Origin of the sequence: Ningiella algicola (genome assembly GCF_028401415.2) — a bacterium.
Taxonomy (GTDB): domain Bacteria; phylum Pseudomonadota; class Gammaproteobacteria; order Enterobacterales; family Alteromonadaceae; genus Glaciecola.
This window is the reverse complement of the sequence record NZ_CP171821.2, coordinates 4,105,224-4,129,831: the sequence shown is the minus strand read 5'-3', so window position 1 is coordinate 4,129,831 and position 24,608 is coordinate 4,105,224. Positions and strand designations below refer to the sequence as shown.

Annotated in this window: 22 protein-coding genes; 5 read left to right on the top strand and 17 right to left on the bottom strand. The window is 44.4% G+C overall.

What is annotated here, in order from left to right; all coding sequences use genetic code 11:
* Positions 1-95 precede the first annotated feature (95 nt).
* Positions 96-1,715, top strand: coding sequence for an L-aspartate oxidase (gene nadB, locus PN836_RS17975; RefSeq protein WP_395340963.1), 1,620 nt, complete (start codon positions 96-98; stop codon positions 1,713-1,715).
* 9 nt (positions 1,716-1,724) lie between these two features.
* Here nadB and PN836_RS17970 read toward each other — a convergent pair whose 3' ends face one another.
* The 3 genes from PN836_RS17970 to PN836_RS17960 are packed head-to-tail and all read right to left on the bottom strand — an operon-like array spanning position 1,725 to position 3,462.
* Positions 1,725-2,666: a MaoC/PaaZ C-terminal domain-containing protein gene (locus PN836_RS17970; RefSeq protein ID WP_395340960.1), complete on the bottom strand. Its 942-nt coding sequence runs from the start codon at positions 2,664-2,666 to the stop codon at positions 1,725-1,727.
* A gap of 11 nt (positions 2,667-2,677) precedes the next feature.
* The gene (locus PN836_RS17965; RefSeq protein WP_395340957.1) at positions 2,678-3,154 is read right to left on the bottom strand and encodes a hypothetical protein; all 477 of its coding nucleotides are present in this window, start codon (positions 3,152-3,154) and stop codon (positions 2,678-2,680) included.
* A gap of 47 nt (positions 3,155-3,201) precedes the next feature.
* The gene (locus PN836_RS17960; protein WP_395340956.1) at positions 3,202-3,462 is read right to left on the bottom strand and encodes a succinate dehydrogenase assembly factor 2; all 261 of its coding nucleotides are present in this window, start codon (positions 3,460-3,462) and stop codon (positions 3,202-3,204) included.
* 390 nt (positions 3,463-3,852) lie between these two features.
* Between PN836_RS17960 and ygfZ the strand changes: the two genes are divergently transcribed.
* Together ygfZ and PN836_RS17950 are read left to right on the top strand one after the other, a co-directional pair.
* Positions 3,853-4,800 (top strand): tRNA-modifying protein YgfZ, encoded by a 948-nt coding sequence (gene ygfZ / locus PN836_RS17955; RefSeq protein WP_395340953.1) that lies wholly within the window; start codon positions 3,853-3,855, stop codon positions 4,798-4,800.
* Between the two features lie 50 nt (positions 4,801-4,850).
* Complete coding sequence (locus PN836_RS17950; protein ID WP_395340950.1) at positions 4,851-5,336, top strand: FKBP-type peptidyl-prolyl cis-trans isomerase; 486 nt, start codon at positions 4,851-4,853, stop codon at positions 5,334-5,336.
* A gap of 54 nt (positions 5,337-5,390) precedes the next feature.
* Here PN836_RS17950 and PN836_RS17945 read toward each other — a convergent pair whose 3' ends face one another.
* Both PN836_RS17945 and nadE read right to left on the bottom strand, forming a co-directional pair.
* Positions 5,391-5,732 carry a P-II family nitrogen regulator gene (locus PN836_RS17945; RefSeq protein ID WP_395340948.1) on the bottom strand — a complete coding sequence of 114 codons (342 nt, stop codon included), beginning with the start codon at positions 5,730-5,732 and terminating at the stop codon, positions 5,391-5,393.
* A 4-nt stretch (positions 5,733-5,736) separates the two neighbouring features.
* Complete coding sequence (nadE, locus tag PN836_RS17940; RefSeq protein ID WP_395345734.1) at positions 5,737-6,543, bottom strand: ammonia-dependent NAD(+) synthetase; 807 nt, start codon at positions 6,541-6,543, stop codon at positions 5,737-5,739.
* 159 nt (positions 6,544-6,702) lie between these two features.
* Here nadE and PN836_RS17935 point away from each other — a divergent pair, with 159 nt between their 5' ends.
* Positions 6,703-7,269, top strand: a complete 567-nt coding sequence (locus tag PN836_RS17935; RefSeq protein ID WP_395340946.1) for a GspH/FimT family pseudopilin — start codon at positions 6,703-6,705, stop codon at positions 7,267-7,269.
* Positions 7,270-7,367: 98 nt separating this feature from the next.
* On the opposite strand, the gene PN836_RS17930 is transcribed toward PN836_RS17935, so the two are convergent.
* From PN836_RS17930 to murJ, 11 genes are all read right to left on the bottom strand, one after another.
* Complete coding sequence (locus tag PN836_RS17930) at positions 7,368-7,829, bottom strand: type IV pilin protein (protein ID WP_395340943.1); 462 nt, start codon at positions 7,827-7,829, stop codon at positions 7,368-7,370.
* Between the two features lie 72 nt (positions 7,830-7,901).
* Complete coding sequence (locus PN836_RS17925) at positions 7,902-11,984, bottom strand: PilC/PilY family type IV pilus protein (RefSeq protein ID WP_395340940.1); 4,083 nt, start codon at positions 11,982-11,984, stop codon at positions 7,902-7,904.
* A 13-nt stretch (positions 11,985-11,997) separates the two neighbouring features.
* Entirely contained in the window at positions 11,998-12,561 is a 564-nt protein-coding gene (locus tag PN836_RS17920; protein WP_395340939.1) for a pilus assembly PilX family protein, read from the bottom strand.
* Positions 12,558-13,424: a PilW family protein gene (locus PN836_RS17915; protein ID WP_395340937.1), complete on the bottom strand. Its 867-nt coding sequence runs from the start codon at positions 13,422-13,424 to the stop codon at positions 12,558-12,560. Before PN836_RS17915 ends, PN836_RS17920 begins: the two co-directional genes overlap by 4 nt.
* Positions 13,421-14,035, bottom strand: a complete 615-nt coding sequence (gene pilV, locus PN836_RS17910) for a type IV pilus modification protein PilV (protein ID WP_395340935.1) — start codon at positions 14,033-14,035, stop codon at positions 13,421-13,423. Before pilV ends, PN836_RS17915 begins: the two co-directional genes overlap by 4 nt.
* Positions 14,036-14,261: 226 nt before the next feature.
* Entirely contained in the window at positions 14,262-15,206 is a 945-nt protein-coding gene (ispH, locus tag PN836_RS17905) for a 4-hydroxy-3-methylbut-2-enyl diphosphate reductase (RefSeq protein WP_395340933.1), read from the bottom strand.
* A gap of 9 nt (positions 15,207-15,215) precedes the next feature.
* Entirely contained in the window at positions 15,216-15,659 is a 444-nt protein-coding gene (gene fkpB / locus PN836_RS17900) for an FKBP-type peptidyl-prolyl cis-trans isomerase (protein ID WP_395340931.1), read from the bottom strand.
* Complete coding sequence (lspA, locus tag PN836_RS17895) at positions 15,652-16,161, bottom strand: signal peptidase II (protein WP_395340928.1); 510 nt, start codon at positions 16,159-16,161, stop codon at positions 15,652-15,654. The genes fkpB and lspA overlap by 8 nt, the downstream gene beginning before the upstream one ends.
* Complete coding sequence (ileS, locus tag PN836_RS17890; RefSeq protein ID WP_395340925.1) at positions 16,154-18,961, bottom strand: isoleucine--tRNA ligase; 2,808 nt, start codon at positions 18,959-18,961, stop codon at positions 16,154-16,156. Before ileS ends, lspA begins: the two co-directional genes overlap by 8 nt.
* A gap of 73 nt (positions 18,962-19,034) precedes the next feature.
* The gene (gene ribF / locus PN836_RS17885) at positions 19,035-19,961 is read right to left on the bottom strand and encodes a bifunctional riboflavin kinase/FAD synthetase (RefSeq protein ID WP_395340923.1); all 927 of its coding nucleotides are present in this window, start codon (positions 19,959-19,961) and stop codon (positions 19,035-19,037) included.
* A 167-nt stretch (positions 19,962-20,128) separates the two neighbouring features.
* Positions 20,129-21,691 (bottom strand): murein biosynthesis integral membrane protein MurJ, encoded by a 1,563-nt coding sequence (murJ, locus tag PN836_RS17880; protein WP_395340920.1) that lies wholly within the window; start codon positions 21,689-21,691, stop codon positions 20,129-20,131.
* A gap of 167 nt (positions 21,692-21,858) precedes the next feature.
* On the opposite strand from murJ, the gene rpsT reads away from it, so the two are divergent.
* Positions 21,859-22,122, top strand: coding sequence for a 30S ribosomal protein S20 (gene rpsT, locus PN836_RS17875; RefSeq protein WP_395340918.1), 264 nt, complete (start codon positions 21,859-21,861; stop codon positions 22,120-22,122).
* 491 nt (positions 22,123-22,613) lie between these two features.
* Here the strand turns inward: rpsT and PN836_RS17870 are convergent, their stop codons facing one another.
* Positions 22,614-24,500 carry a SurA N-terminal domain-containing protein gene (locus tag PN836_RS17870; protein ID WP_395340916.1) on the bottom strand — a complete coding sequence of 629 codons (1,887 nt, stop codon included), beginning with the start codon at positions 24,498-24,500 and terminating at the stop codon, positions 22,614-22,616.
* Positions 24,501-24,608 lie beyond the last annotated feature (108 nt).

Here is a 24,608-nt window from a genome sequence, read left to right as displayed (position 1 = left end):
AGATAGCAGATAAGTATTTCATTATTTGTATTTTCTTCATGAAACTTTAATATTGTACAAACATCAACACCTCAGACTCGCGGATTATACTCTACATGCCCAATGGTTTTATGCCTAACGATGTACCGAGCACAATCGAGCACCGCTGCGACTTGTTAGTTATCGGTAGCGGAGCAGCAGGCTTAAGCTTGGCCCTGAAAATGGCTGAGCAATGTAATGTCATTGTGCTAAGTAAAAGTGATATTAATGAAGGCAGTACTCGATATGCGCAAGGCGGCATCGCCGCTGTATTTGATGACGACGATAGTATCGAAAGCCACATACAAGATACCCTAAAAGCAGGCGCAGGAATTTGCGACGAGAAAGTTGTTCGCTTTACCGCAGAGAACGCAAAATCAAGCATGCAATGGCTGATTGGCAAAGGCGTGCCTTTTGACCAAGAACAGGACGAACAAGGCAAGCCTAGATTTCATCTGACCCGCGAAGGTGGGCACAGTCATCGCCGCATTCTGCATGCAGCCGACGCCACCGGCGAGGCTGTACAAACGACGCTAAGCGAGAGTGTGCTTGAACACCCGAACATACATCTTTTCGAGCGATACAATGCAATTGACTTAATTAAGTCAGAAAACGCAAGATCAAAATGCGCTGGAGCCTATGTTTGGAATCGTAAAAAAGAAAGGGTAGAGATCATTCGTTCTCGTTTTATCACCCTTGCAAGCGGCGGTGCCAGTAAGGTGTACCAATATACATCTAATCCAGATGTATCCAGCGGTGATGGCGTTGCCATGGCCTGGCGAGCAGGCTGTAGGATTGCCAATATGGAATTCAATCAGTTCCATCCTACCTGTCTATTTCATCCTGACGCAGGTAACTTCTTAATAAGCGAAGCGCTTCGAGGTGAAGGCGCATTTTTATGCCATAAAGATGGCAACGCCTTTATGAAAAAATTCGACGAACGCGGTGATTTAGCGCCTCGGGATATTGTGGCACGCGCTATCGATTTCGAAATGAAGCGCTTGGGTGAAGACTGTATGTATTTAGACATTAGTCATAAACCGACCGACTTTATCGTGAAGCATTTTCCCAATATCTATCGCAAATGTCGCTCACTCGGTATTGATATCACTCGACAGCCCATTCCGGTTGTCCCGGCAGCGCACTATAGCTGCGGAGGTGTCATGACCGATCTGAATGCAAGGACGAATTTAGACAATGTATATGCGATTGGTGAAGTAGCCTACACAGGCCTGCACGGCGCCAACAGAATGGCAAGCAACTCTCTGCTAGAGTGCGTTGTATTTGCCCATTCTTGCGCCAAGCACATTTTAGATAACTTCGAACAAGCGCATGACACTTCCACAATCCTGCCATGGGATGAGAGCCGAGTCATTGACTCAGATGAAGCTGTTATCATCCAGCATAACTGGCATGAACTTAGATTATTTATGTGGGACTACGTTGGGATTGTTCGTTCAGACAAACGCTTAGCGCGTGCGATGAGAAGGATTAATCTTCTGAAGCAAGAAATTGACGAATACTATAGCAACTTTAAAGTCAGTAATAACATGTTGGAGCTGCGAAACCTCGTCTGTATTGCTCAACTTATTGTGAAATGTGCAATGCAAAGAAAAGAAAGCAGAGGCCTTCATTACAATTTGGACTATCCGAACTTGCTTCAAAATTCTGGACCCACGGTAATACAAAAAGACTAAGGCCTGATACTACAAGCGACTTATGCTTCCCTGTAAATGAAGTTTGCCTCGCGTCACAGACTGTGCGTGGCTTTCTATTGGGTAGACTTTTCTCAAAGTGAAGTGAGTATTCCCATGATTATCACTTGATGAATGTAAGGTCGTTTTAGCGGGTAGCTCAATGGCTTGTTTAAACAGTACTTTAATTGTAGACATTTTCTGACATTGCACACTAGCATTTGCTTGCAAAGCAGAAATGCAGCGCGCATGGGAATACATGCCATGAGCAATCGTGTTTTTAAAGCCAAAGAGTCTCGATGTTGCCGGCCATAGATGAATTGGATTATAGTCTCCTGATACTGCCGCATATCGTCGCCCGCACTGCGCTGAAAAGCTTAAATCATGAGCATATTGCGTATGTTGGCTATCCTCTTGTGCTTGAGCTTTAACTGCCTTGTGCGAAGGGTCAGAAAAAACGGAAGGACTAAAGGTGGATAAACCATCACCATAAGTAAAATTCGTCTTCTTATTGGCTTTTGCTAAGTAGTAACTTGTGGCCTTAACCGCTACAACGCCATTTAAGCTTGCATCTGTGTGCACTTCGAACACCGCCCCCCGCTTATGTGAGTAAAGATGCCCAAAGTAACAAGAAATTGTCAGCTGACTTTCAAGTTCAGGAAGCTTTACAATGTTAATGCGATTGGCGATATGAACTAAGCCTAGCGCCTTAAATGGGAAAGGTGATGATGTCATTAAATCAAGCTGCATCGGCAAAGACATCACTTGAATGTAGTTAGGATGGAGTAGATGAGATTGTTCTTGAGGCCATTCAACTATCTCATTGTACTGCGCGACTTGCTCCGGGTTAATATGATGTTTTTGCACCAGCATACGATCGCCCAAACCACTCACACTGTGAGTACGCGGCGGCTGATAAATCGCAGCTTTTGCCAACATCGATAGCATTGTCATAATAATATGCCTTACACAAACCAAATTACGTGGCGATGCAAAGCTCTAAACCCTCTTTTGCTTATTTGCCAACATCCAATGAAAAGCGTTTTGTTCACTTTATAAGCGTGTTCGTTTTTCTTCTCAGCAAGCTCCAGCCAAATTCCAATGCTGTTAGCTCGAGATGACGGCTCCACGCGATAAACGCAGACACGGTCTGAAATGGCTTCTTCGCTCGCTGAAAAAACCTGCAGTTCATTCGTCTTGTGACTAAGCCTTAAGCGTAGAACATTTGTTTGTTTATGCCAGCTTACGACATAATTAATGAAGAAGGTAAGACCAATTGTTACTATCGTGACAACAAAGAACCACAGCGAAGTTTGCTCGCTGATTGCGCGCATGATTGAAAATTCAGGTGCGAATGCATATACAAAAATGGCACTGCACACACCTAAAACGGTAATATTGATCACGCTATTCAGCGATAGAGGATATTGTTTAACTTCCATGTTCACTGTGAGAAAAGCGCCTTGATCCTAATTCAAAGAATGTAGCGCTATTCGACAGAAATTTTAACGCGACTTAAGACCGTCTCAACCATCTGAGATAGCTCAGGATCATGGCACTGCTGATGGCCCATAAACCAAGCAAACAAGTCTGGGTCATCACATGTCAACAGTCTCTCAAAGGTCAACTTTTGTGCATCGCTTAAATCATCGAAAGCTTGTTCGACAAAAGGAAGAAAGAGCACATCTAATTCAAGCATACCTCTTCTGCATGCCCATTTGAGTCGCGCTAAGCGTTTAGCTTCAAACATCGTTTTTGTAACCTAAGTGTTCGTTCTATCTCACCAGAGACTATCATATTCTCTTTATTATCCCTACTATCCTTAAGTCCTATTGTTTGTTATGCCCTTTCATAATTTAACCTGAATCCTGTTTAAGGAATGGTGCAAGCGATTGTTTTACATACGTAAATTAATTTTTACACTCAGTGCTGCTAGAATTGTGAAGTACAAGGCGCAACAGTCACGTAATAGTTATTCTATTGCTGGCTTTTGCAACGCAGTAATTCGCAATTCTAGCGGTACTGAGCGCCGTTTCTTAAATAGGACTCAGGTTAAGTTAAATCGAACTTGCAATGTTGAGCAGACATCCACATATAGGGGCAATGCGAAGATAAAAAACTAAGTGCAACCGGAGTTTATATGAGCGATTTTTTGGTCGACCTTCCCAAGCTTGAGATTATTCGTATCGCGGGGGAGCAAAGGCATGACTATCTGCACGGTCAAGTCACGGTGGATACCAAAAGTATACCCGAGGATAAAGCTAAGTATGCGGCACACTGTGATTTTAAAGGAAAAATGTGGTCAGCCTTTTACCTTACGCAGTTTGAAAATAGCTTTCATATGATTTTGCCCACAGCAAGTGCAAGTAGCTCTATGACCGAATTAAAAAAGTATGGCGTGTTTTCAAAAGTCGAGATTGATAATGTGGGGACAGACTTCAAGGTTATAGGCGTTCACGGTAAGCGGGCAACAATACATCTAAAAGCGCTTTTCAGTGACTTAAGTGATGAACACTTGCATGTCAGCGCAAATGAATTTGGATATGCAATTACGTTTAACGATAGCTCATTACGATACTTAACCGTGCTTAAAATCCACGAGTATGAACATCTTAAAAGCCTTGCTGCTAATGACTTTGATGATGATATCGCATTATGGCAAATGCTAGAAATTGAGGCTGGCATTGCGCTATTAGAGGCGCCAGAGAACATAGGCGAATTTGTGCCACAAATGCTCAACTTGCAATGTTTAGATGCAATTGATTTTGGAAAAGGCTGCTACATGGGGCAAGAAGTCATCGCCCGCACTAAATTCTTGGGCAAAAACAAACGTGCATCATTTCTGTTGAGCGCTCGGGGCAGCGATTCCTTGGATATTCAGCCTGGAGACATAATAGAAAAGGCAGTGGGTAACAATTTTAGAAGAGGCGGTGTCGTGGTTCGATGCGCTAAGGCAAATGGGAAGACAAAGCTTCTCGCTGTGCTTTCAAATGACACCAGCAATTCTGATGTGTTACGCTTAAAAGAGAGTCAGGTGCCGCTTAACTTAGAAGCGCTACCCTATTCACTGGAAACAACGCCTTCTTAAGCAGATTGTTTAAAAAACAGCGCAAAAAAAGCGCTTACACAGGAAATCTTATGCCAATAGCCGACAACCACGTTGTTACCCTTCACTATACCGTTAAAACGCGCGACGGAGATGAAATAGACTCATCTCGAAACGGCGAACCGTTAAGCTTTATTCAAGGCTCAAAATATATGATCCAAGGCTTAGAAGAGGCCCTGTACGATAAAGACAAAGGTCATAAATTTGAGGTGATGGTGGAGCCAGAAAAAGCCTATGGCGAGCGCCATGAGCAATTAGTGCAAAAAGTGCCCATCAACATGTTTGAAGGCATGGATGTAGAGGTAGGAATGAGCTTTAGAGCGACTACCGACCAAGGTGAGCAATCAGTAATAATTGTTGACAAAGACGACGAGCACATTACGGTCGATGGCAATCATCCGTTATCAGGTCAAACCTTATTGTTTGACGTTTCAATTGAAGATGTGAGAGACGCTACCAAAGATGAAATTGATCATGGGCATGTGCACGGCCCAGACGGTTGCGGCCATTCACATTAGAACACAATATTAATCTGCGCTTACGCTCTCTTCTGTGTGAGGAACTAGCAAAGCCTAACTGAGCGCGTCATCACCCTCTTCTCCTGTGCGTATTCGAATTACGTGCTCAACGTTTTGCACAAAAATTTTACCATCACCTATTTTGCCGGTACGCGCAACGTCTGTGATGGTTTCAATCACTCGCGCTAGCAAATCTTCACTCACCACTAGCTCTATTTTAACCTTCGGCAAAAAATCAATCTTGTATTCAGCGCCTCGATAAAGCTCAGTATGGCCTTTTTGCCTGCCAAACCCTTTAACTTCAGTGATGGTAAGTCCTGAAATACCGATATCCGACAATGCCTCTCTGACATCGTCGAGCTTAAAAGGCTTGATTATCGCTTCCACTTTTTTCATCTAATTACTCGTCATCGTAAATCGTTGGAATAGGAACGCGTTTATGTTGTGTGCGTTGATAGATATCGATTAATTTTGCATCAGCTTGACTATCGTGACTCTTTCCTTCCAGAAAGTCATCAATTTGCTCATAAGTCAGGCCTAAGGACGCTTCGTCCTCCAATTGAGGATTCAAACTTTCTAGATCAGCTGTAGGCGCTTTGTGAATAATACGCTCCGGAGCGCCCAAAAAAGCGGCAATTTGTCGCACTTGGCGCTTACTTAAACCAAACAGCGGCGCTAAATCGCAGGCACCGTCACCATATTTGGTGTAGAACCCGGTAATGTTTTCTGCTGAATGATCAGTACCCAATACCAAGCCCTGAACCAGACCCGCGATATCGAATTGTATCGCCATTCTGGTGCGCGCTTTTGTATTTCCTTTTACAAAATCATCTAAAGATGCATCCATCGTAAAGGCACCCACGGCTCTCAATGCATTTTGAGCCTGCTCATGTATGGCGTCTGCGCCCGGCTTTACATTTGCGGTTAACTGCACAGAAGGCTGAATAAAATCTAATGACAGTTTAGCGTCCGCCTCATCTACCTGGGTATCATAAGGCAAGCGAACTGCGAAAAACCGGTACTCACCAGCGCCTTGGTTGAGTTCATCAACTGCCAACTGCGCCAAACGCCCGAGCGTGCAGGAGTCAATACCGCCACTGATCCCTAGTACCAAGCTAGACATGCCAGACGACAATAGTTGCTTTTTGATAAATCCAACTCGCCGGGCTATTTCTTGTGCAGGGTCTATCGTGGCAGACACTCTCATTTCTTCGATGATTTGCTGCTTCACTGTGTTTCTCCAAAAATAGTCATAATTTACAGTTACTTGTTGTAGGTATATCTTACAATTAGTATGCTCGGTGACACATACCTTAGTGCATTGTCCTATGTAATATAGTGTACTGACTATAAAAAGGGGTTTGAAGTGGTAAATTTTTCTTTATCAAGTAAGCGTCAAGCAGGCGTGACATTATTAGAAATGATGATTACTTTAGCAGTGGCCGCAATTCTGCTCACGGTAGTAGCTCCCAACATTCAGTCTATATTGACAAGCAATCGAATCACCGCTGAAATAAACGAAACCAGTGCGTTATTGCAGTTTGCTCGTTATACCGCAATAGATGAGCAAAGCCAGGTTGTAGTGTGCCCATCGAGCAACTTTGCAACCTGCAACAACGACTGGAACAATCCCAAAATCGTTTTTTTAGATCTCAACGGCAATGGTTCGCGCGATGGTGCGGAAGAGTTATTGCAATCGAGTCAGGCTATTTCTGGTGGTAATAAAATGACCAGCTCGCAAAATCTTGTCGAATTTAACGAATCAGGTGGCACCACCGCAGCGGCGGATATCGTTTTATGCCCTAAGAACAATGACGCTAAATTTGCACGAGGCCTTATCGTGAGTTTGCAAGGAAGAACAAGGCTCAGCCGTGATGAATCAGATGACGGATTTCATGAGGATTCAAGTGGCACTTCATTAGCGTGCTCATAGAACGCGAGTAATAATTGAACGAACAGCAAAAAACCGCCAACCTTGGCGGTTTTTTTAAACTGGTTTGCAGTGTTTAACAGTCCTTTGGATATTACTATTTAACAGGCCCAGCAAAATTCAGCAGTTGCAATGCTGCCATCATTATTTTTATCCCAAGCCTTGCGTCCGTCGCTGTATAGCACCAACTCGCCATCTTCGTCTGTCACGCTTCCGCTTACCGGTGTGGCTTTCAATTCATAACTTCGACCAGATGCACCAACAACTGCAATCGTTAAATCATACCGCTTGTTTGCTGCCGGCTCAGTTGCAGGAGAATGAGTGGCAAAGATTGTCGGTTTACCCGTATCAGAGCCACCTGTTGCCGCACCGCCGTATGTAAAGTTGGATGCACTATGACGCTCCATAGCACTAGCAAATGCCATTAAATCAGCTTGCGCTGCGCTTCTTGCACTTGAAACCACCATTGATTGGTAACTAGGGTAGGCAATAGAAGCGATGATGCCTACAATAGCCACGACAATCATTAATTCAACTAGGGTAAAGCCTTTTTGCACTTGCATGTTTTTGCCTCAAAATAAAAAGCTAAGCTGAGACTCACCTTCAGCTTAGCTATGTTCTAATGCTCTATTAAACTACTCTCGTTCAATTTCTGTTTGCCACACATCTTTACGCACACGCTCAGCGTCACCGAATACGTTTTGAATTAAGCATTCAAAATCCGAGCCACAACTGTCTGGTCCATCCTCTGGGTCGATGCGAGCAGACTCACAGTTAGCACCTAAACAAAATATTGGGTCATTATCTTCCGTAAAGGTTATAATTGGGCTAGGCGCAATACCTGGCTGTGGAGCATCGGCAGTGCGGTCAGAGGCCTCGAGCTGCCGATTAACGTTTATATCTGCAATGGCATTTCCATTAAACAAGTTTACTAAGTAGGCTCTACTGCTACCGGATGGGGGCGCGCACAGACTTTCTGAAGACGCAGAGGGTATATAAGTTGAGAAGAACACTTTGTAATCCAAAATCAACGGCGCCGATAACACTTTTTCACCATTAGTCGTTAGTCTTATATACCACCCATCTTTTGTAGCGAAGCTTGCTGCGGCTATATCTCGTTCAGCCTCGTCTTCTGACGTCAATAGATGGTCAGTCGCATCATAAAGACTTTCCAACACAAAGGGTGTTTCAGGGTGCGTAAAGTTTCCATCGTCGTCACGAGTAAACACGCCCTTATCTTTTACCATATAAAAATTATCGTTAATGGTGGTATTTAGTGGGCCTGCCCTATAGCCGGAGCCTATCGCTACTGCATAATATTGTTCATCGCCTAATACTATTTCTGACACATCGGGACCATAATAAAAACGGCGGTTATCTATGGCTGCTTCACCGCTTAAATTTGCAAGTATTTTGCCACTTACAAGTGAGCCTGCCGACGCACCGTTTACAACATCAAGGCGGAATAATTGCCCGCCCATATCGGCCACATACATATGGTCAACCAGTCCATCTGCATCGCGGTCAATGGCTGAGATACTTGCAGGAATGCTATATTTCATCTCAGCAATAGTGAGGTTAGCGCCGGCATCGCTCGCCGACCACAACAGATCTCCATTATCTGCATCAACAATAAATACACTGTTACCTACATCATCTGGTGAACGCGTTATTTTTGTATCTTGGTCTTCATCATACCCGCCGCCAAAGATGAGGACATCTTTTACACTACCGCCAATATTGATTTTAGTAACCACTGGTCGCGACCATGTCTGCCCTAAATTCTCGAAAACACCTTCCCCACCATCAATGGTGAACATTAATTTGGGATTAGTTTTATTCGTTACATCAAAGGCGTAATAATTATTTCCACCGCGGCGCATACCGACGTAAAGTATTTTTCTATCATCGGCTTCACGATAGACTAAATCGCCATCGATCCCATATATATGATTAAAGGTGGTGTTGTTGATGTAAAATTCATGCATATTCTCCAGTAACTCACGGGGCATTATGGCAAAGTTTTCCTCGCCCGTTTCTGCATTAAAGGAATGAATAAAACCATGATTAGTTGCAACGAATATAGCGCTATCAGTATCCGAATAATTGATGATGATTGGCTGTGAATGGATTGGATCGCCCATAAAAGGATTAATGTCGGTACTCGAACCATCCCCGTCTGCGTCTCTCACGTCTACTCCACGCGCCCATTTTAACAACTGTTCACGCCGCGCATCAGGATCATCTAAATGCGTTAATGCAAGATCTTCAACTGTAATACTTGCATTACTTTCGTTGAATCGATTTGCAGACTTCACAATGGTGCCGGGTGAATCATCGAATACGTACAAATTTCTGAGTAAGTCAATACGGCTTGCCGCTCCGCCTTTTCGAACGTCATTTCCATCTGGATTCATTGACCAATAGCTGTGAGCGTTCACGTTAAAGAATCCTGTCCCGCTGTCAACCGCTGAAACTCCTTTGCTATCAACGACAACTCCACCTCTCACTTTGTACTTTTTCAGATTGCCAGGCCACATAGTGCCCTCCTCTGGACGAAACAGCGCAAAGTAAAGCTCATCTCTATGTGTCAAGCGATTGTTTTGGTTGACGGCAACACCCGGTGAAACGAAGGTCGTATTTACGTCGGTTACCTGTCGAAGAATTTTGGTAAATGCTGCCAATAAAGACTCGCTATCATTTGCGGTATTGAAGCTTCCTCCTCCATCTTCAGCAAGTTTCCTCAAAAACGTATTTGCATCATCACCAGTAGCAAATCCAATAGTGTGAGTTTTGACCTGAGCGCCAATTTTTGACGTGCCGCCATCCGTAATGTTCTTAACCAAATCAACGCCGCATTTCTCTCCACCTGCGCCTGTGCATGATTTTCCAAGTAAGGCTTCAATCTCGTCTACACTATGATTGTTATTCGCAATACCGTCTGATAATAATACGATGTGGTTATTTACTTGACACTGCAAGTCTTCGACTGGAGAGATATATCTTGCACCGACGGGTATACGCTCCTCAACGCAGTTACGACTGGATAGATCAAAATCAGTACAGCCACTTGGACGGATTGGCGCATCCCCTATGTAAGAATCAATATGGCTAACGCGCGTCTTTCTGCGCACTGAGGTATTAACGTCAGCGGTTCCGCGCTCTCTCCCGTAATAGACATCATTCCCACCATAATACATCGCCGCCTCGTATAAAGTATCAACGATAGGTGTCCAACCATCTGTCGTTAACTCATTCACGCGGCTTGTCAGATAGTCGCGAACTGTTGACGATCTGCCAGGCACTGCATTACCTTCGAATTCTATAAAGAGCCTAGGAGATTTTGATGCAGTCCCACGGTGTGTATAAGCAGCTATATCTTCCCAACCGAAGTTTGAGAATGATAGCGTAAGTGAATTTCCACTCACCCAACCTGAGCGATTAATAATTTCCTGCAGAACAGTTTTAAGTTCTGGTGTTGTATATTCTGTGTCTTTATTCCAACGCCCAATATTTGTCCATGAGACAGCCGCGCCTGTTTTCGGCTCGTCCCTTAACTGATATCTCACACCCGTTTCAAATTCATCAGTATCATCCCTTGCGACCCCTTTGATAGTCATTTGAGATGCGCTTCCTCCTTTACTGTCAGCCGCTGTAAATTCAACGTATGCGCGCTTGATATTGGCACCTCGTGGAATTAATACATTTTGAAAACGCAGACCGATAAATGCGTTACCACTGTTGTTAAAATTCAATTGGTTTAAGGTACTGTTCTCGCCATTCGGTTTTTCTTCAATATTGTTTTTTTGGCTTTGGACTTGATAGGTATTGGTACCAGCCACACAACCGCTTGCTGTAGATTCATCGTAAGACAAAATCAGTTGCGGCGAGCTGCTTTCACCTAAATCACTCGCATAAGCCTTGCGGTTGGTACCCGCAGATCCTTTTGCTTCTAATATGAGACTAAGCGCATTACCGCCACACCAGTCCGGACGATTAATGACTTCCTGAATAACAAAGCTTAAGTCAGGACTTAATTTGGTCTCATCCGCTAATGGAAATTCTGTATCACTATCCCATAAAAGCTCAGCGGTCGTTGCATCTCTGCCGGAGATGTCTTCTCTTCGCACCTCAAACTGTGAAGAATTTCCAGTGTCTTCTGCGTAGATTTTTATATCAGTTTCTTCAGTGTCAAGCTTTGCGCTAGTAAAACGTAATAGGGCTTTTGTAATTGTCGCTCCTTGCGGAATATTAATGTTGGTGAATCGCAACCCTGTATAAACACGCTTGGTGCCGCTCGCTATTGTCAGTTCATCCGAATTAGTTTTAACAACGTTGTCTATTTCATAGGCATCATCGCCCGATGATTTAGTATTGGTAAGAATTTCAGCAGGAAGCGGCTTATCTATATCCGTAACAGGATAAAGAATCGGACCACCATGATCTGAAAAACGCATCAAGCCCGCATTAATATTAGTCGCTTCAGCCAGCGTTTGATTGAGCGCTCTTTGTACGCGCTGCATCCTTGATTCGCTCGTACCGTCATTACTGTTCATACTGCCCGAAGTGTCCATTATAAAAAGAACGTTCGGATTATAAGCAACCTCAACGTCACCTGCCCCAAGATAGATCTCAAGATCATCTCCAAAAGCACTAAAACTAATTAAGAAACTAAGTGCTAAGGCCGAGAACGAAATACTTATTTTTTTCAATAACATGCTCTACTCCTAACTAATTCGTTGCTGGCGCAAAAACAGCTGCCGTGAGTGTATTGGCAACTGCATAACTGCTTCCATCGGCTTGACCGCAACCGCGAATAATAAATACATGACACGTAACATTGGAACCACCAATCACATTGCTCGATCCCCGGCAGGCCTGTTCACGAACGTAAGCGGTCTGTGACCATGCGTCGACCGCACCTTGTGGACTAAACTGGCCGGCGACTGTATGCATAGTGTTGGTATCTAGACCGGCTGATGTAACTTCGCGTCTTGTTCGGTCGTCGGCATAACAGCTTAGCTCCTCAGCTGTCAAATCAATTTCACCAACGCGCCGAGCTACGGTTAAAGGGTCCTCTAAACCAGGATCTGAAAGCACCATTTCATCTTCAGATTCAAACACAACCCCTGCAATGGCGGCTTCAGCAGCATCAAACGCCACCGACTTTTGCTCCATTGACGAGGCCATTTTTGTTTGTAACAACGAGCTTGAAACAGCAGATACGCCTAAAATAGTGACTGACAGCAACACTAAAAGCGCAAACACCATCACCAGGCCATTTTGCTTATTCATAGGGCACTTCCTCGAGTAAAGTTTTTCATGTTGCGCAAGGTCACCGTTGTCTCAAAAGACTTATATAGGGCATTATCTGGCGCAGTGATTGTGTCTTCATTGAGCAGCTTGAAAGTAGCGGGGGCATCCAAGTTCACTTCGCCCTCTCCTTTCACTACCAAGGCGAGTCGAATAGCGACCACTTGTGCGTTCACTGCATAAGCCGCCGGTAGCGCCGATGCGTCAATATATCGAACGGGTAACGCTAAATTATTTGGGTCCAGTGGATTGGTTACGCCATATAACACCTGAAAGCTAATTACGTCGTCCAGCAAGGTGAAGGCGCTATGACCGCTGTGAGCTTCGGCGGCTTTTTGTCCGCGAAGCACACGTCCGTCGAACCCGCGACATTTGAGCTTGTTATCTTCAACAAAGTACTCATTGACCACGTAAAACTCGTCGTCGGCTGGGTAGCCAAGCTTAAATCCCCTGCAATCTCGCGGTGCTTGCAAGCTGACCACAAGGGTATCGTTTGCGCCGCTTGCTCCTTGCAACGAACCTAAACCCATACGCGCGACAAAATCTCCTGGGATTGGTACTGGATTGCTTCTGACAAATACTTCTTCCTCAACCACATCCACAAGTTCATTCAAATTAGGATCTAATTTATTGTACAGTCCAACCATCATTAGCTCTTGGCGCATACGTGATACGATAAATCGGCCGCTCTCTTGGGTGCTAGCTATAGCGCGGTTAAGTGAGTCAGTCACGCTGTTACTCACCAACACCTGAATGACGCCTGCTGCTATTACCAAGCCCAGCGCCATTGAAATCATTAGCTCTATGAGTGTCAGCCCTTGCTGACTATGTCGCTTCATCCTCATAATGCCACCTGTACAATGACGCAATCGTTATCATCGCTATCACCAGGATTACATTCTGCATTTTTCACGCGGTCATTGTCTTGCCAAGCGGAAGATGGCCAGGTAACAACAATAGACTGAATTGACCCTGCTGAGCAAAGGTCAGCGTCGCCCAGAATTTGGTCGTTGCACTGAAGCTCGATTCGCGAAAAAGGGTTGGACTGAACGGTTGCACATGACATTTGATAAGCGTCGAACTGAGCTACTTCGTCAGCATCACACTGATTTGTTTCACAATCGGGAACGCTTGCGGGGATGGATTCACAGTGACAGGCAAAAATATCGCCAGACGGGCAGCTCATACCAGCAAAATTGTAATTGCTTGGGTCGTAGTATTCATTGTCAACAATAAAGCCATCTGACGTATCTGATGGCACTACGCTGGCGCGCAAGCGCTCACTGAATTGCTGGGCCACCATAACTGCCTGCGTGCGGGCCAACGCGTCTTTGTTTGAAAATGAGCCGACAAACTGCATCGAAGCAACACCCAACAAACCTATAGATAGGATAAATAATGTGATAAGCACTTCAATCATGCCTACGCCACGCTGTTTATTTATAACTTGGTTCATTTACGCCCACTCGCTTTACCAATGTGTTAACCCATTATCTGCTGCGCAGATCAAAGTTAAAATGCCTGTTATCTTGATTATGACTTTTTCCACGCGTACCTATCTTAACGGCGGTTATCAAGATTAAGTTATTTTCTTGGAGTCTAAGGTATTAAAATTAGAACGAAACTGAACGCAAGTATGGAAGTCGCCCAGAATGGACGACGTCTTTGTTAATGGTGATTGACTAAGAAACTTGTTTTACTCGCAATTCCTTTGGCACGGCAAACTCTATATTTTCAGCTCGCCCTGGACGCTCACTCGCCGCTTTCGCTCCCCACTGAATTAATCTATCAACCACACCCTGTACTAAAACCTCAGGGGCAGATGCACCCGCTGTTACGCCAATATGCAGAGCATCTTTTAACCAGTCTTTTTGTATACAGTCTTTGTCGGCAATGAGGTAGGCAACTGCCCCCATCTTTTGCGCTAATTCGCGTAATCGATTTGAATTTGAACTATTTTGCGCGCCTACAACCAGAAGTACATCACACTCACCGGCCAGCTCGCGAACTGCGTCTTGACGATTTTGGGTGGCATAACAAATATCGTCTTTGCGAGGCCCATCGATTTTTGGAAATTTTTGACGCAATGCTCTAATCACATCGGCGGTGTCATCGACAGAAAGCGTGGTTTGGCTGCAATAATACAGTTCATCTGGATTATTGACCTCTAGTGCCTGCACATCACCAATGGACTCCACCAAATAAATCCCGCCATCAGCATTACTATATTGGCCCATCGTTCCCTCTACTTCTGGGTGACCGTGATGCCCAATAAGCACGCATTCGGTGCCGCGCTTGCTCGCTCGCATGACTTCCATATGCACTTTAGTCACCAGAGGACAGGTGGCATCAAATACTTTAAGACCTCTTTCGCCTGCTTCACCTCGTACTTTTTGAGACACGCCGTGAGCTGAAAAAATAACAATAGCATCATCGGGTACTTCGTTTAACTCATCTACAAAAAGCGCACCTCTGGATTTCAAACCATCGACCACAAATTTGTTATGAACCACTTCATGGCGAACATAAATCGGTGGTCCGAAAATTTCCAAAGCTCTTTCAACGATAGTGATCGCGCGGTCAACGCCAGCACAGAAACCTCGCGGATTTGCCAAATGTATCTGCACAATTACTCCCTAACTTACGCTTATTATTTCAACGTCAAAGATAATGTCTTGACCCGCCAATGGATGATTAAAATCTACCGTGACGGAATGTCCGGCAGTGCTGCGAATTACCCCCGGAAGTTCACTTCCATCAGGTTGAGCAAAGCCCATTATCATCCCCTCTTTTAATTCTTCGCCTGCGGCAAACTTACTGCGATCAACATGATAAATATTATCTGGATTGGGCATACCGAAAGCATCATTTGCGTTGATACTAAAGGCCTTTTTATCACCCACCTTTAATCCAATCAAACACTTTTCGAAATTCGGTGTGAGACTACCATCTCCCATGATCATTTTGGCTGGCTTGTTATTTACACGCGTGCTGTCTACGGCAGAACCATCGTTTAGTTTGAGGTCAAAATGTAAAATTATCTCACTTTTATCACCAATAACTTGTTGGGATTCACTCATTTTCTTTGCCTTGGTTGTTCACAAACATATCAATGATTAGCAAGCTAGCGCCCAAAAAGATCGCTGAATCGGCAATATTAAAAGCTGGCCAGTGGTAATTGGCATAATGAAAATCTAAAAAGTCAATTACGTAGCCATACATGATTCTGTCAGCAACATTGCCGAATGCGCCACCTAGAATAAAGCTGAATGCTACTGGCAGGAGCACTTGGTCTTTAGGCGACTTTTTTAACCACCACACAATAATGGCACTAACAATGAGGGCAAGTGCACTTAAAAAGTAACGCTGCCAACCGCCCGCATCATACAAAATGCTGAACGCGGCTCCATAGTTGTGGACATAAGTGAGATTAAAGAATGATGTGACTTCAATGGACTGATATAGCTCCATAGACCCAACTACGGTTTGTTTTGTCCACTGATCTAAAATCAGAGCTATCGCGCTTATCCATGTAAAACGTAAGCCCGTGTCGCGAACAAAGCCTGGCAATAGACTACGCATACTGGCGCCTCTCCCCATTACCATCAACATTCTCAATGCAACGATTGCACAGCTCTGGATGCTTTGAATCACTACCTACCTCAGGCTTAATATGCCAGCATCGGGTACATTTACTCCCTATTGCAGAACTTACTTCGACCGCTAGCGCCTGATCTTCAGATAGTCGTGCCTGTTCCGTTTTATTCTCAATATCGTCAACTGCGGCTTCGGATGTAATCAGTACAAACCTAAGTTCATCGCCCAAGCATTGGAGTTTGGCTTTCAGCTCGCCTTTTGCATATAGGGTGACTTTTGCGTCTAGTGAGCTCCCAATCACTTTGTCGTTTCGAGCCTGCTCAAGCGCATTATTGACTTGCGTTTTCACCTCCAATACTGCCTGCCAAAAATCGTCGCCCATATTCGTCTCGACGCTCGGAAGTGAATCAAACCATTTATCGGTAAACACAAACTCCGAGCGCTCTCCAGGCATTTGCTCCCACACCTCTTGTGCAGTAAAGCTCATAATGGGCGCCATCCAGCGCACAAGAGCCTCGGCAATGTAATACAAGGTTGTCTGGCATGAGCGGCGCGCTGCGCTGTCGGATTTAGCCGTATATTGGCGATCTTTAATGATATCAAGGTAGAAGCTACCCAATTCAATCGAGCAAAACTGCATCAGCGATTGACATACAATCAGCATGTCGTATTGCTCATAAGCCTCAAGGATTTGTGTCTGGATGACTTTCGTTCTAGCTAACATCCAAGCATCTAAAGCCACCATTTCCTTGGGTTCAACCAAGTCAGTTTGAGGGTCAAATCCATTTAGGTTAGCTAATAAGAATCGACAGGTATTTCTGATGCGTCGATAAGAATCGGCAGAGCGTTTGAGAATTTCGTTACTGACTGTCATTTCGCCGCGATAGTCTGTTGATGCCGCCCATAGTCTTAAAATGTCAGCGCCCAGTTTATTGGTCACCTCTTGTGGTGCTACCACGTTCCCTAGAGACTTAGACATTTTTTTACCGTTCGCGTCGACCGTAAAGCCATGTGTTAGCACTTGCTTGTAGGGCGCATGTCCGTGCATCGCAACTGAAGACATTAATGATGACATGAACCAACCTCGGTGTTGATCCGAACCCTCCAAATATAAATCTGCCGATGCAGGAATGTCTTCGCGTTTATCAACAACGAAGTAGTGCGTCACGCCCGAATCAAACCATACATCCAAGGTGTCAGTGACTTTGTCATAATCGTTTGCATCGGCACCTATTAAGTCCTCTGCACTGAGCTCCCACCATGCTTGAATGCCACGTTTTTCGACCTCAAGGGCAACTTTCTCCATGACTTGAGCACTTTGTGGATGTAGCTCCCCACTGTGCTTATGAATAAACAAAGCAATGGGCACCCCCCATGTTCTTTGGCGTGAAATACACCAGTCAGGACGCTGTTCAACCATGCTGGTAATGCGATTTTGCCCCCAATCAGGGATCCACTGGGTTTTATTTATTTCTTCAATTGAAGCTTTTCTTAAACCTTGCTTGTCCATACTAATGAACCACTGCGGCGTAGCCCGAAATATAATAGGCGTTTTATGGCGCCAGCAATGCGGATAGCTATGTTCATATTTTACGTTTAACACCAAGGTATGCGCATCACTTAAGGCTTTGATGATGTTGTCATTGGCTTTGAAAACATGCTGGTTAGCGAAGTATGGTGTGTTTTCTAAGTATACGCCATTTGCACCTACAGGATTGTATACCTCTAGATTATAAGCTTTACCGACCACAAAATCGTCAACACCATGGGCTGGCGCTGTGTGAACACAACCGGTCCCCGATTCAGTGGTCACGTGTTCGCCCAGAATGAGCGGCACATGTAAATCCAAAAGTGGGTGCTTTACTGCGATATTTTCTAAAGTTTTTCCAGAGCACTGAGCAAGCACTTTGAAGTCATCAATGTTGTAACGCTTCATGCAGCTTTCAACTAAATCAGATGCGAGCACATAATGCACAGTGGCTCCCTCTTTTTGACACTGCACTAAGGCATAATCCAATTGAGGGTGCAGACTGATGGCTCTGTTTGCAGGGATAGTCCAAGGCGTGGTGGTCCAAATTACGACGGCTGCTTCTGATACTGACACTCCAAAGGCATTTTGCACTGACGCATCATCAACAAAATTAAACGCAACATCAATAGCGCTTGACACCTTGTCTTGATATTCAACCTCTGCCTCTGCCAACGCAGAGCCGCAATCTGTGCACCAGTGGACAGGTTTAAACCCTTTTTCTAAATGACCAGATGTGACGATTTTAGACAAGGCTCGGATGATATTTGCCTCAGAGTCAAAATCCATCGTTTTATAGGGTTTTTTCCATTCACCCAGTACCCCCAAACGAATAAAGTCTTTGCACTGTCCGTCTATTTGGCGCTGAGCATAAGCTCTGCACTTTTCTCTAAACTCAGCAACCGAAACCTTTTTGCCTGGCTTACCGACCTTTTTCTCAACCATCAGCTCTATGGGAAGTCCGTGACAGTCCCAACCGGGCACATATGGCGCATCAAAACCCGATAAGGTTTTGGATTTAACGATAATGTCTTTTAAGATTTTATTAACAGCGTGACCGATATGAATATCACCATTGGCATACGGAGGGCCATCATGAAGAATGAATGGTTCAGCGCCTTTCCTTGCCTCTCTAATTTGTTGATACAAATCTTTGCTTGTCCAGTCTTTTAGCATTTGTGGTTCACGCTGGGCCAAGTTTCCGCGCATAGGGAATGCGGTCTCTGGCAAGTTCAACGTTGATTTGTATTCACTCATTCGAATTTTCCATTATTGTGTTGTTTTATTTTGTCGATGTTCAGTATGTTTTGCGGTGCTCATCGGCTTCTGGTCAATTAGCCTCGAGAATTGCTCGCGCTTGTCTCGCATCGTCTTGAATTTTTTGTTTTAGTTGGTCAAAGCTGTCAAATTTCGCCTCATCTCGCAGTTTTTCATAAAACTCCACTTCAATCCGCTGACCATATATCTGTTGATCAAAGTTAAACAAATGCGTTTCTAGCTGCAGGCGCTGTCCATTTAACGTGGGGCGGCTACCCAAATTCGCGACACCTCCGTAATATTCATTACCCAGTCGGACTTTAACGGCAAACACTCCGTGGAGCGGCGTCTTATGTCGTTTTAGCAGAATGTTAGCCGTGGGAAACCCAATCGTACGCCCATTCTTTTCGCCATGAATCACTTTTCCAGAAACAGAAAAAGGACGGCCCAGCATAAAATTAGCACGCTCGAAATCACCTTCACTAAGCGCTGCTCTAATCGCCGTTGAGCTGATCCTGCAGTCATCCATCCTGAAGCTTTGCGTGCTAACCACATCGAAGTTATTTTCTTTCGCTGCACGTTTTAAAAATTCAAAGTTACCTTCACGATTGTGCCCAAACTTAAAATCGTCGCCAACAACCAAAAACTTCACACCGAGCTTTTCTATCAAAAGGTCTCTAACAAAGGTATCAGGAGACTGAGCAGCGAATGATTTTGAAAAACTTAGACATAACAATCGATCAATGCCTAAGGATTTAAGTGCATTATACTTATCGCGCAATCGCGACAAACGAGCAGGTGCACGCTCTGGCATAAATACTTCTTCGGGCTGCGGCTCAAACACCATAACGACCGAGGGCACCGACAGCTGCTTAGCTCGTTTAACTAAACTAGCTAACACCGCCTGATGACCTTTATGCACACCATCGAATTTTCCTATGGTCAACGCACAGTGTTTGTGTCTCAGTTTTATGTTGTGAACACCACGAATTAATTCCACAGCTTGTTATCTATGCCTTGCACTAATTTTTTGTCTTCGCTTAGTTGCCATTGTCTGTGCAATGCGGTTTGAAGCCACAAATGGTTCTACAGATGGCATAAAGCGCCTGATTATAAACGACTATGAGAGCATAACCAACGTACTTTCATGCATTTGTCAGTACTTATTCAAGCTTTTGCTTGGCTAATAAAGTCTTTAGGTCGAATACCAAGCACGAAAGCGCTTATAGAGTATGTGAGCAAGCCAAGTGCAATCAGAGTAGCCAAGCCTTTTAGCCTCGTTGCGAAGCTAGACTCGGCAAAATCAAACGCGGGCATTGACCATAGCAAAACTGACGACATCAGCACAGTCGCCAAAACGACTTTCCCCAGATAAAACCATGTGTCTTTTGAGATATGATAGACCCCTAGCTGGGATAGTTTTCTATACAAAAGTAGCGCATTTAAGGTGCCTGAAATAGCTGTGGCGAGTGCCAAACCGACATAACCAAACGGGATAGCCAATACAAGATTGAAAAACATATTTGCGGCCATGGTCATAATGCCATAGCGCACTGGCGTTTTCGTATCTTGGCGGCTGTAAAACGCTGGAGCAAAAATCTTAACTAGCATAAAACTAAGCAATCCGGTGGTATACGCCATTAAGCTAAGCGAAGCCATGTAAGCGGTATCTACTGTAAATTCTCCGCGTTGAAAGATCACCAGCATCAAGGGCATAGCAAGGATGAACAGCGCTGCTGCTGCGGGCACGCCCATACAAGCAATGAGCCGTAGTGCCCAATCGAGGTTTTTTGAAAAATCGATGTTTTTTGATTGCACGTGATTGCGCGAAAGCGTGGGAAGAATGACGGTGGCGATTGCGATCCCAAACAGACCAAGGGGAAACTCCAAAAGACGATTGGAGTAATACAGCCAGCTGATTGAGCCGGTCATTAGAAAACTTGCAATCAGCGTATCGAGCAACAAGTTAATCTGACTTACTGACACACCAAATAGTGCTGGAATCATCAAGGTGCGAACTTTGATAACGTTAGGATCTTGCCAACCCCATTTCGGCTTCACTAATAGACCGGCTCGATGCAAAAAGGGCAGTTGAAATAACAATTGAACGACCCCGCCAATAAACACTCCCCACGCAAGTGCAAAAGCAGGCTCTGAGAAAGAATCAGCTAAGAAGTACGCGCAAGCAATAATTGAAATATTAAGTAATACTGGGGTAAACGCCGCCACAGCAAATTTATTTAAGGTATTGAGTATTGCGCCCGCAAACCCAGTTAAGCTAATAAAGAAAATATAAGGGAAGGTAATTTTTAGCAGCAAGGATGCAAGCTCAAACTTGGCGCCTACAGGTTCATCATTAAGATAGGCTATGTACCACCCCATACCAAACAAGGCTGTTAATACCGACGAGCCAAGCACGCCTACAATTGCGGTAATGAACACCAAAATGCCAAGCGTGCCTGATACTTTTGCCACAAAATCTTTAGTTTTGTTCTGATTGGCTTGTTCATGCACTTCAGTAAGCACCGGAATAAACGCTTGGGCAAACGCACCTTCGGCAAACAAGCGTCTTAGAAAATTAGGGATTTTGTTGGCAAAAAAGAAAACGTCAGCTGCCGCTCCCGCGCCCATTATGTTGGCAACAACAATATCTCTAAGCAAGCCTAAAATACGAGACAGCATCGTCATGCTGCTCACGATTATACCAGCCTTAAGAAGCTTCTTTGCCAATGATGTTTCCTTGTTGAGCGCACCCGTACGCTGATGATTGCCGATAGTATACTAACAAAGCATGCTAAATTATCATTTATTTCCTCGGTTTCAATTGACATTGCCGGTAAATACTTAGATAATCCGCACCCTCAATTTTGACATGAATCTATTTTAGGAGTTACACCTTGGCTAACATTAAGTCTGCTAAGAAGCGTGCAATCCAAGCTGAGAAGCGTCGCCAGCACAACGCCGGCCGTCGCTCGCTAACTCGCACGTGCATTAAAAAAGTTATCGCTGCCATTGAAGCTGGCGACAAAGAAGCCGCTCAAGCTGCATATACTGCTGCTGTTCCAGTACTGGACAGAATGGCAACTAAAGGGCTCATCCATAAAAATAAAGCAGCACGCCATAAGAGCCGCTTGAACGCTAAAATTAAAGCGATTGCATAAATAGAGCGTTTTACACTGAATGATTAAACCGGCTGTTAGCCGGTTTTTTTATATCTGCTAAAGCCTCATCTTTGTTTGCCAAAGCCTGTTTGCTGAATTTTCCTGCCATGAGCTTTTCCCTATTCAGATCTTGGTTAAGCTAATAAGCATATAAATGCGTATACTATTTTATCGCAGGTTCAAGAGGCATATTAAGTGTTGAAGTTTTTGTTTTTACTGCCCGTCATTCTTTGTGCCATTTGGTATAGCTATTTAAACGTCAGAGGGTACAGCCTCGCACAGGGAAGACAAGGTTTTATCTACATCATCGCACTGTCGGCGGTAGTGATGATCTTTTTTACTTTCGCAATGTTAGTCACAAAATAAGCAGGTTCTTGATAAGATTCTGTCGTTTAAACGCAGTTCTTACTTCAAACGGGGATATTGATATCCGTTAATACATTTAAAAGCCCCTATTAGGGGCTTTGATGGTTTACGATACCGGCTGCGAATTAGTTCATGATCACTATTTCAGCATCCGCTCTTAATGCATCAATAAAGTTTTGATACGTTCTCTGCGCATATTGCCCAGTAAGCTGTTGCGACGCAGCTTCAATTTCTTCGCTACTTATCTGCGCGGAAGCGTCGATGGCATCCAGCTTGACAATACCCACATTACCATTGTTTAAATTTACGACCGCTGTATTGTTAGCCGGGTCGGTGCTAAGTTCAAACGCGGCATTAATCAATACGGGAGAGAGCTGTGCGCTGTTTCGGGTTACATCTGCATATACTTCCCATGCAAGCGATTTCTCGTCCAACTTAGCTTGAATATCTTCGCCCGTTAATAAGGTGTTTTGCACATCTTGCGACCAAGCAAGCGCAGCTTGCTGCGCTTTATCTGTAGTCATTTGCTGCTCTATGCCCTCACGCACTTCGTCTAAGCCCTTAGTTCGCTGAGCTTGATGGTCGATTACGCGCACCACCATTACCTTATCGTCAGATAATTGCAGAAGCTCACTGTTCACGCCTTCTTCTATTAACTCTGTGGAGAATGCTACATTCTCAACTTGCGGAAAATTCACCGCCGAAGGGTAGCGGCTCGCAGGGAATGAGACGGTTTCAAATATCGGGCGATTGACCGCTTCTGCCACCTCCTCCAACGTATCTGGCACTTCAAACGCTAAACGCTGCATTTCAGCTTGAAGCTCAAAAAATACATCAGTCGCTTTGTTCAGTCTTATTTCGTCTCTTATTTGTTCAGCAACTTCACTTAAAGGCGTGGTTACCGAGGCAATAAGGGAATCTAATTTAATGATATGAAAACCAAACTCTGTTTCAACAACATCTGATATCTGACCTTCTTCGCTTAATGCAAATACTGCGCTCTCAAAATCTTCTGGGTAGTCTCCGGGATTTACCTGACCCAGCTCTCCACCGGATTCTGCGCTAACGATGTCGTCAGAGTTCTGTTCAGCAAGATTGGAAAAATCTGCGCCAGCCTGAAGCTCTTGAAGGATTGCCTCGGCTTCTTCGCGCGCAGCATCAGCATCATCTGCTATTTCGATAAGAATATGAGATACACTTCTTTGCTCTTCGCTTCGATAAAGGCCTATTTGCTGTTCATACTGCTCAGCGACTTCTTCCTCAGTAACGTCTACTGACGGCAACAAATCATCCACCGATAGACTCACATAGGCCAGTTTAACCTCTTCTTCTGTGTCATACTGATTAATCGTGTCATTGTAATACTGGACAATCTCTTCTTCGTTTAACTCAATCTCCGGCAAATAAGATGACGACGGCACTTCGATAATGGAAATATCACGCTGCTGTGCTCTTAATGAAAGGATGTTTGACACCAAAGTAGAAACGTTAAATGAAGATCCGTTTAAGGCTTGGACTAATTGCTGACGGGTCATTTGAGTGCGCATATACTCGGCAAATTCACTCGGTGTGAAACCCGCGCGCTGGATAGCAGCATTATATGCATCATTACTAAACTGGCCTGCAATTTGGAATTCTGGTAGCGCTGTGATGGCTTGTTTAATCTGTTCATCACCAACACGTAAACCTAAAGCATCTGCCTTTTGAGCAATAAGTTCTTCATTAATGAGTCTATCCAAAACGCCTTGTCTAAAGTCATTAAGGTAGCTCTCACTTGCAAATAAACTGCTAATGGCCTCGCCGAATTGAGACTCCATGCGCGCCCGCTCATTCTGATATGCAATCTCTAATGTTGACGCTGGAATGTCTTTCTCATTGACCGTTGCCGCTGCTGTGGAAGCAGACGATGACAAATACCCACCGACTCCGGTAAATACAAAGCTTACGACAATCAATGCGACAATCGCAATCGCCCAAGGCCCTTGTACGCCCTCACGAATTCTTTCTAACATTGTTTCTTACAACCTTATTATTTTGGACAGATATATTTTGACAAACAAAATTTTAGACCGACAAAGCGCGCAGATTATACCTGTACTGAAAGCAATAGGCGAGATTTT

Coding starts and splice junctions, on each gene's coding strand:
- PN836_RS17930 (WP_395340943.1), bottom strand. CDS start 7,829: ATGCAAGTGCAAAAAGGCTTTACCCTAGTTGAATTAATGATTGTCGTG.
- ileS (WP_395340925.1), bottom strand. CDS start 18,961: ATGAGTGAATACAAATCAACGTTGAACTTGCCAGAGACCGCATTCCCT.
- PN836_RS17950 (WP_395340950.1), top strand. CDS start 4,851: ATGCCAATAGCCGACAACCACGTTGTTACCCTTCACTATACCGTTAAA.
- PN836_RS17970 (WP_395340960.1), bottom strand. CDS start 2,666: ATGACAATGCTATCGATGTTGGCAAAAGCTGCGATTTATCAGCCGCCG.
- PN836_RS17965 (WP_395340957.1), bottom strand. CDS start 3,154: ATGGAAGTTAAACAATATCCTCTATCGCTGAATAGCGTGATCAATATT.
- ygfZ (WP_395340953.1), top strand. CDS start 3,853: ATGAGCGATTTTTTGGTCGACCTTCCCAAGCTTGAGATTATTCGTATC.
- PN836_RS17920 (WP_395340939.1), bottom strand. CDS start 12,561: ATGAATAAGCAAAATGGCCTGGTGATGGTGTTTGCGCTTTTAGTGTTG.
- PN836_RS17870 (WP_395340916.1), bottom strand. CDS start 24,500: ATGTTAGAAAGAATTCGTGAGGGCGTACAAGGGCCTTGGGCGATTGCG.
- pilV (WP_395340935.1), bottom strand. CDS start 14,035: ATGAACCAAGTTATAAATAAACAGCGTGGCGTAGGCATGATTGAAGTG.
- PN836_RS17925 (WP_395340940.1), bottom strand. CDS start 11,984: ATGTTATTGAAAAAAATAAGTATTTCGTTCTCGGCCTTAGCACTTAGT.
- PN836_RS17945 (WP_395340948.1), bottom strand. CDS start 5,732: ATGAAAAAAGTGGAAGCGATAATCAAGCCTTTTAAGCTCGACGATGTC.
- PN836_RS17915 (WP_395340937.1), bottom strand. CDS start 13,424: ATGAGGATGAAGCGACATAGTCAGCAAGGGCTGACACTCATAGAGCTA.
- fkpB (WP_395340931.1), bottom strand. CDS start 15,659: ATGAGTGAATCCCAACAAGTTATTGGTGATAAAAGTGAGATAATTTTA.
- nadE (WP_395345734.1), bottom strand. CDS start 6,543: ATGAGAGTGTCTGCCACGATAGACCCTGCACAAGAAATAGCCCGGCGA.
- nadB (WP_395340963.1), top strand. CDS start 96: ATGCCCAATGGTTTTATGCCTAACGATGTACCGAGCACAATCGAGCAC.
- lspA (WP_395340928.1), bottom strand. CDS start 16,161: ATGCGTAGTCTATTGCCAGGCTTTGTTCGCGACACGGGCTTACGTTTT.
- PN836_RS17960 (WP_395340956.1), bottom strand. CDS start 3,462: ATGTTTGAAGCTAAACGCTTAGCGCGACTCAAATGGGCATGCAGAAGA.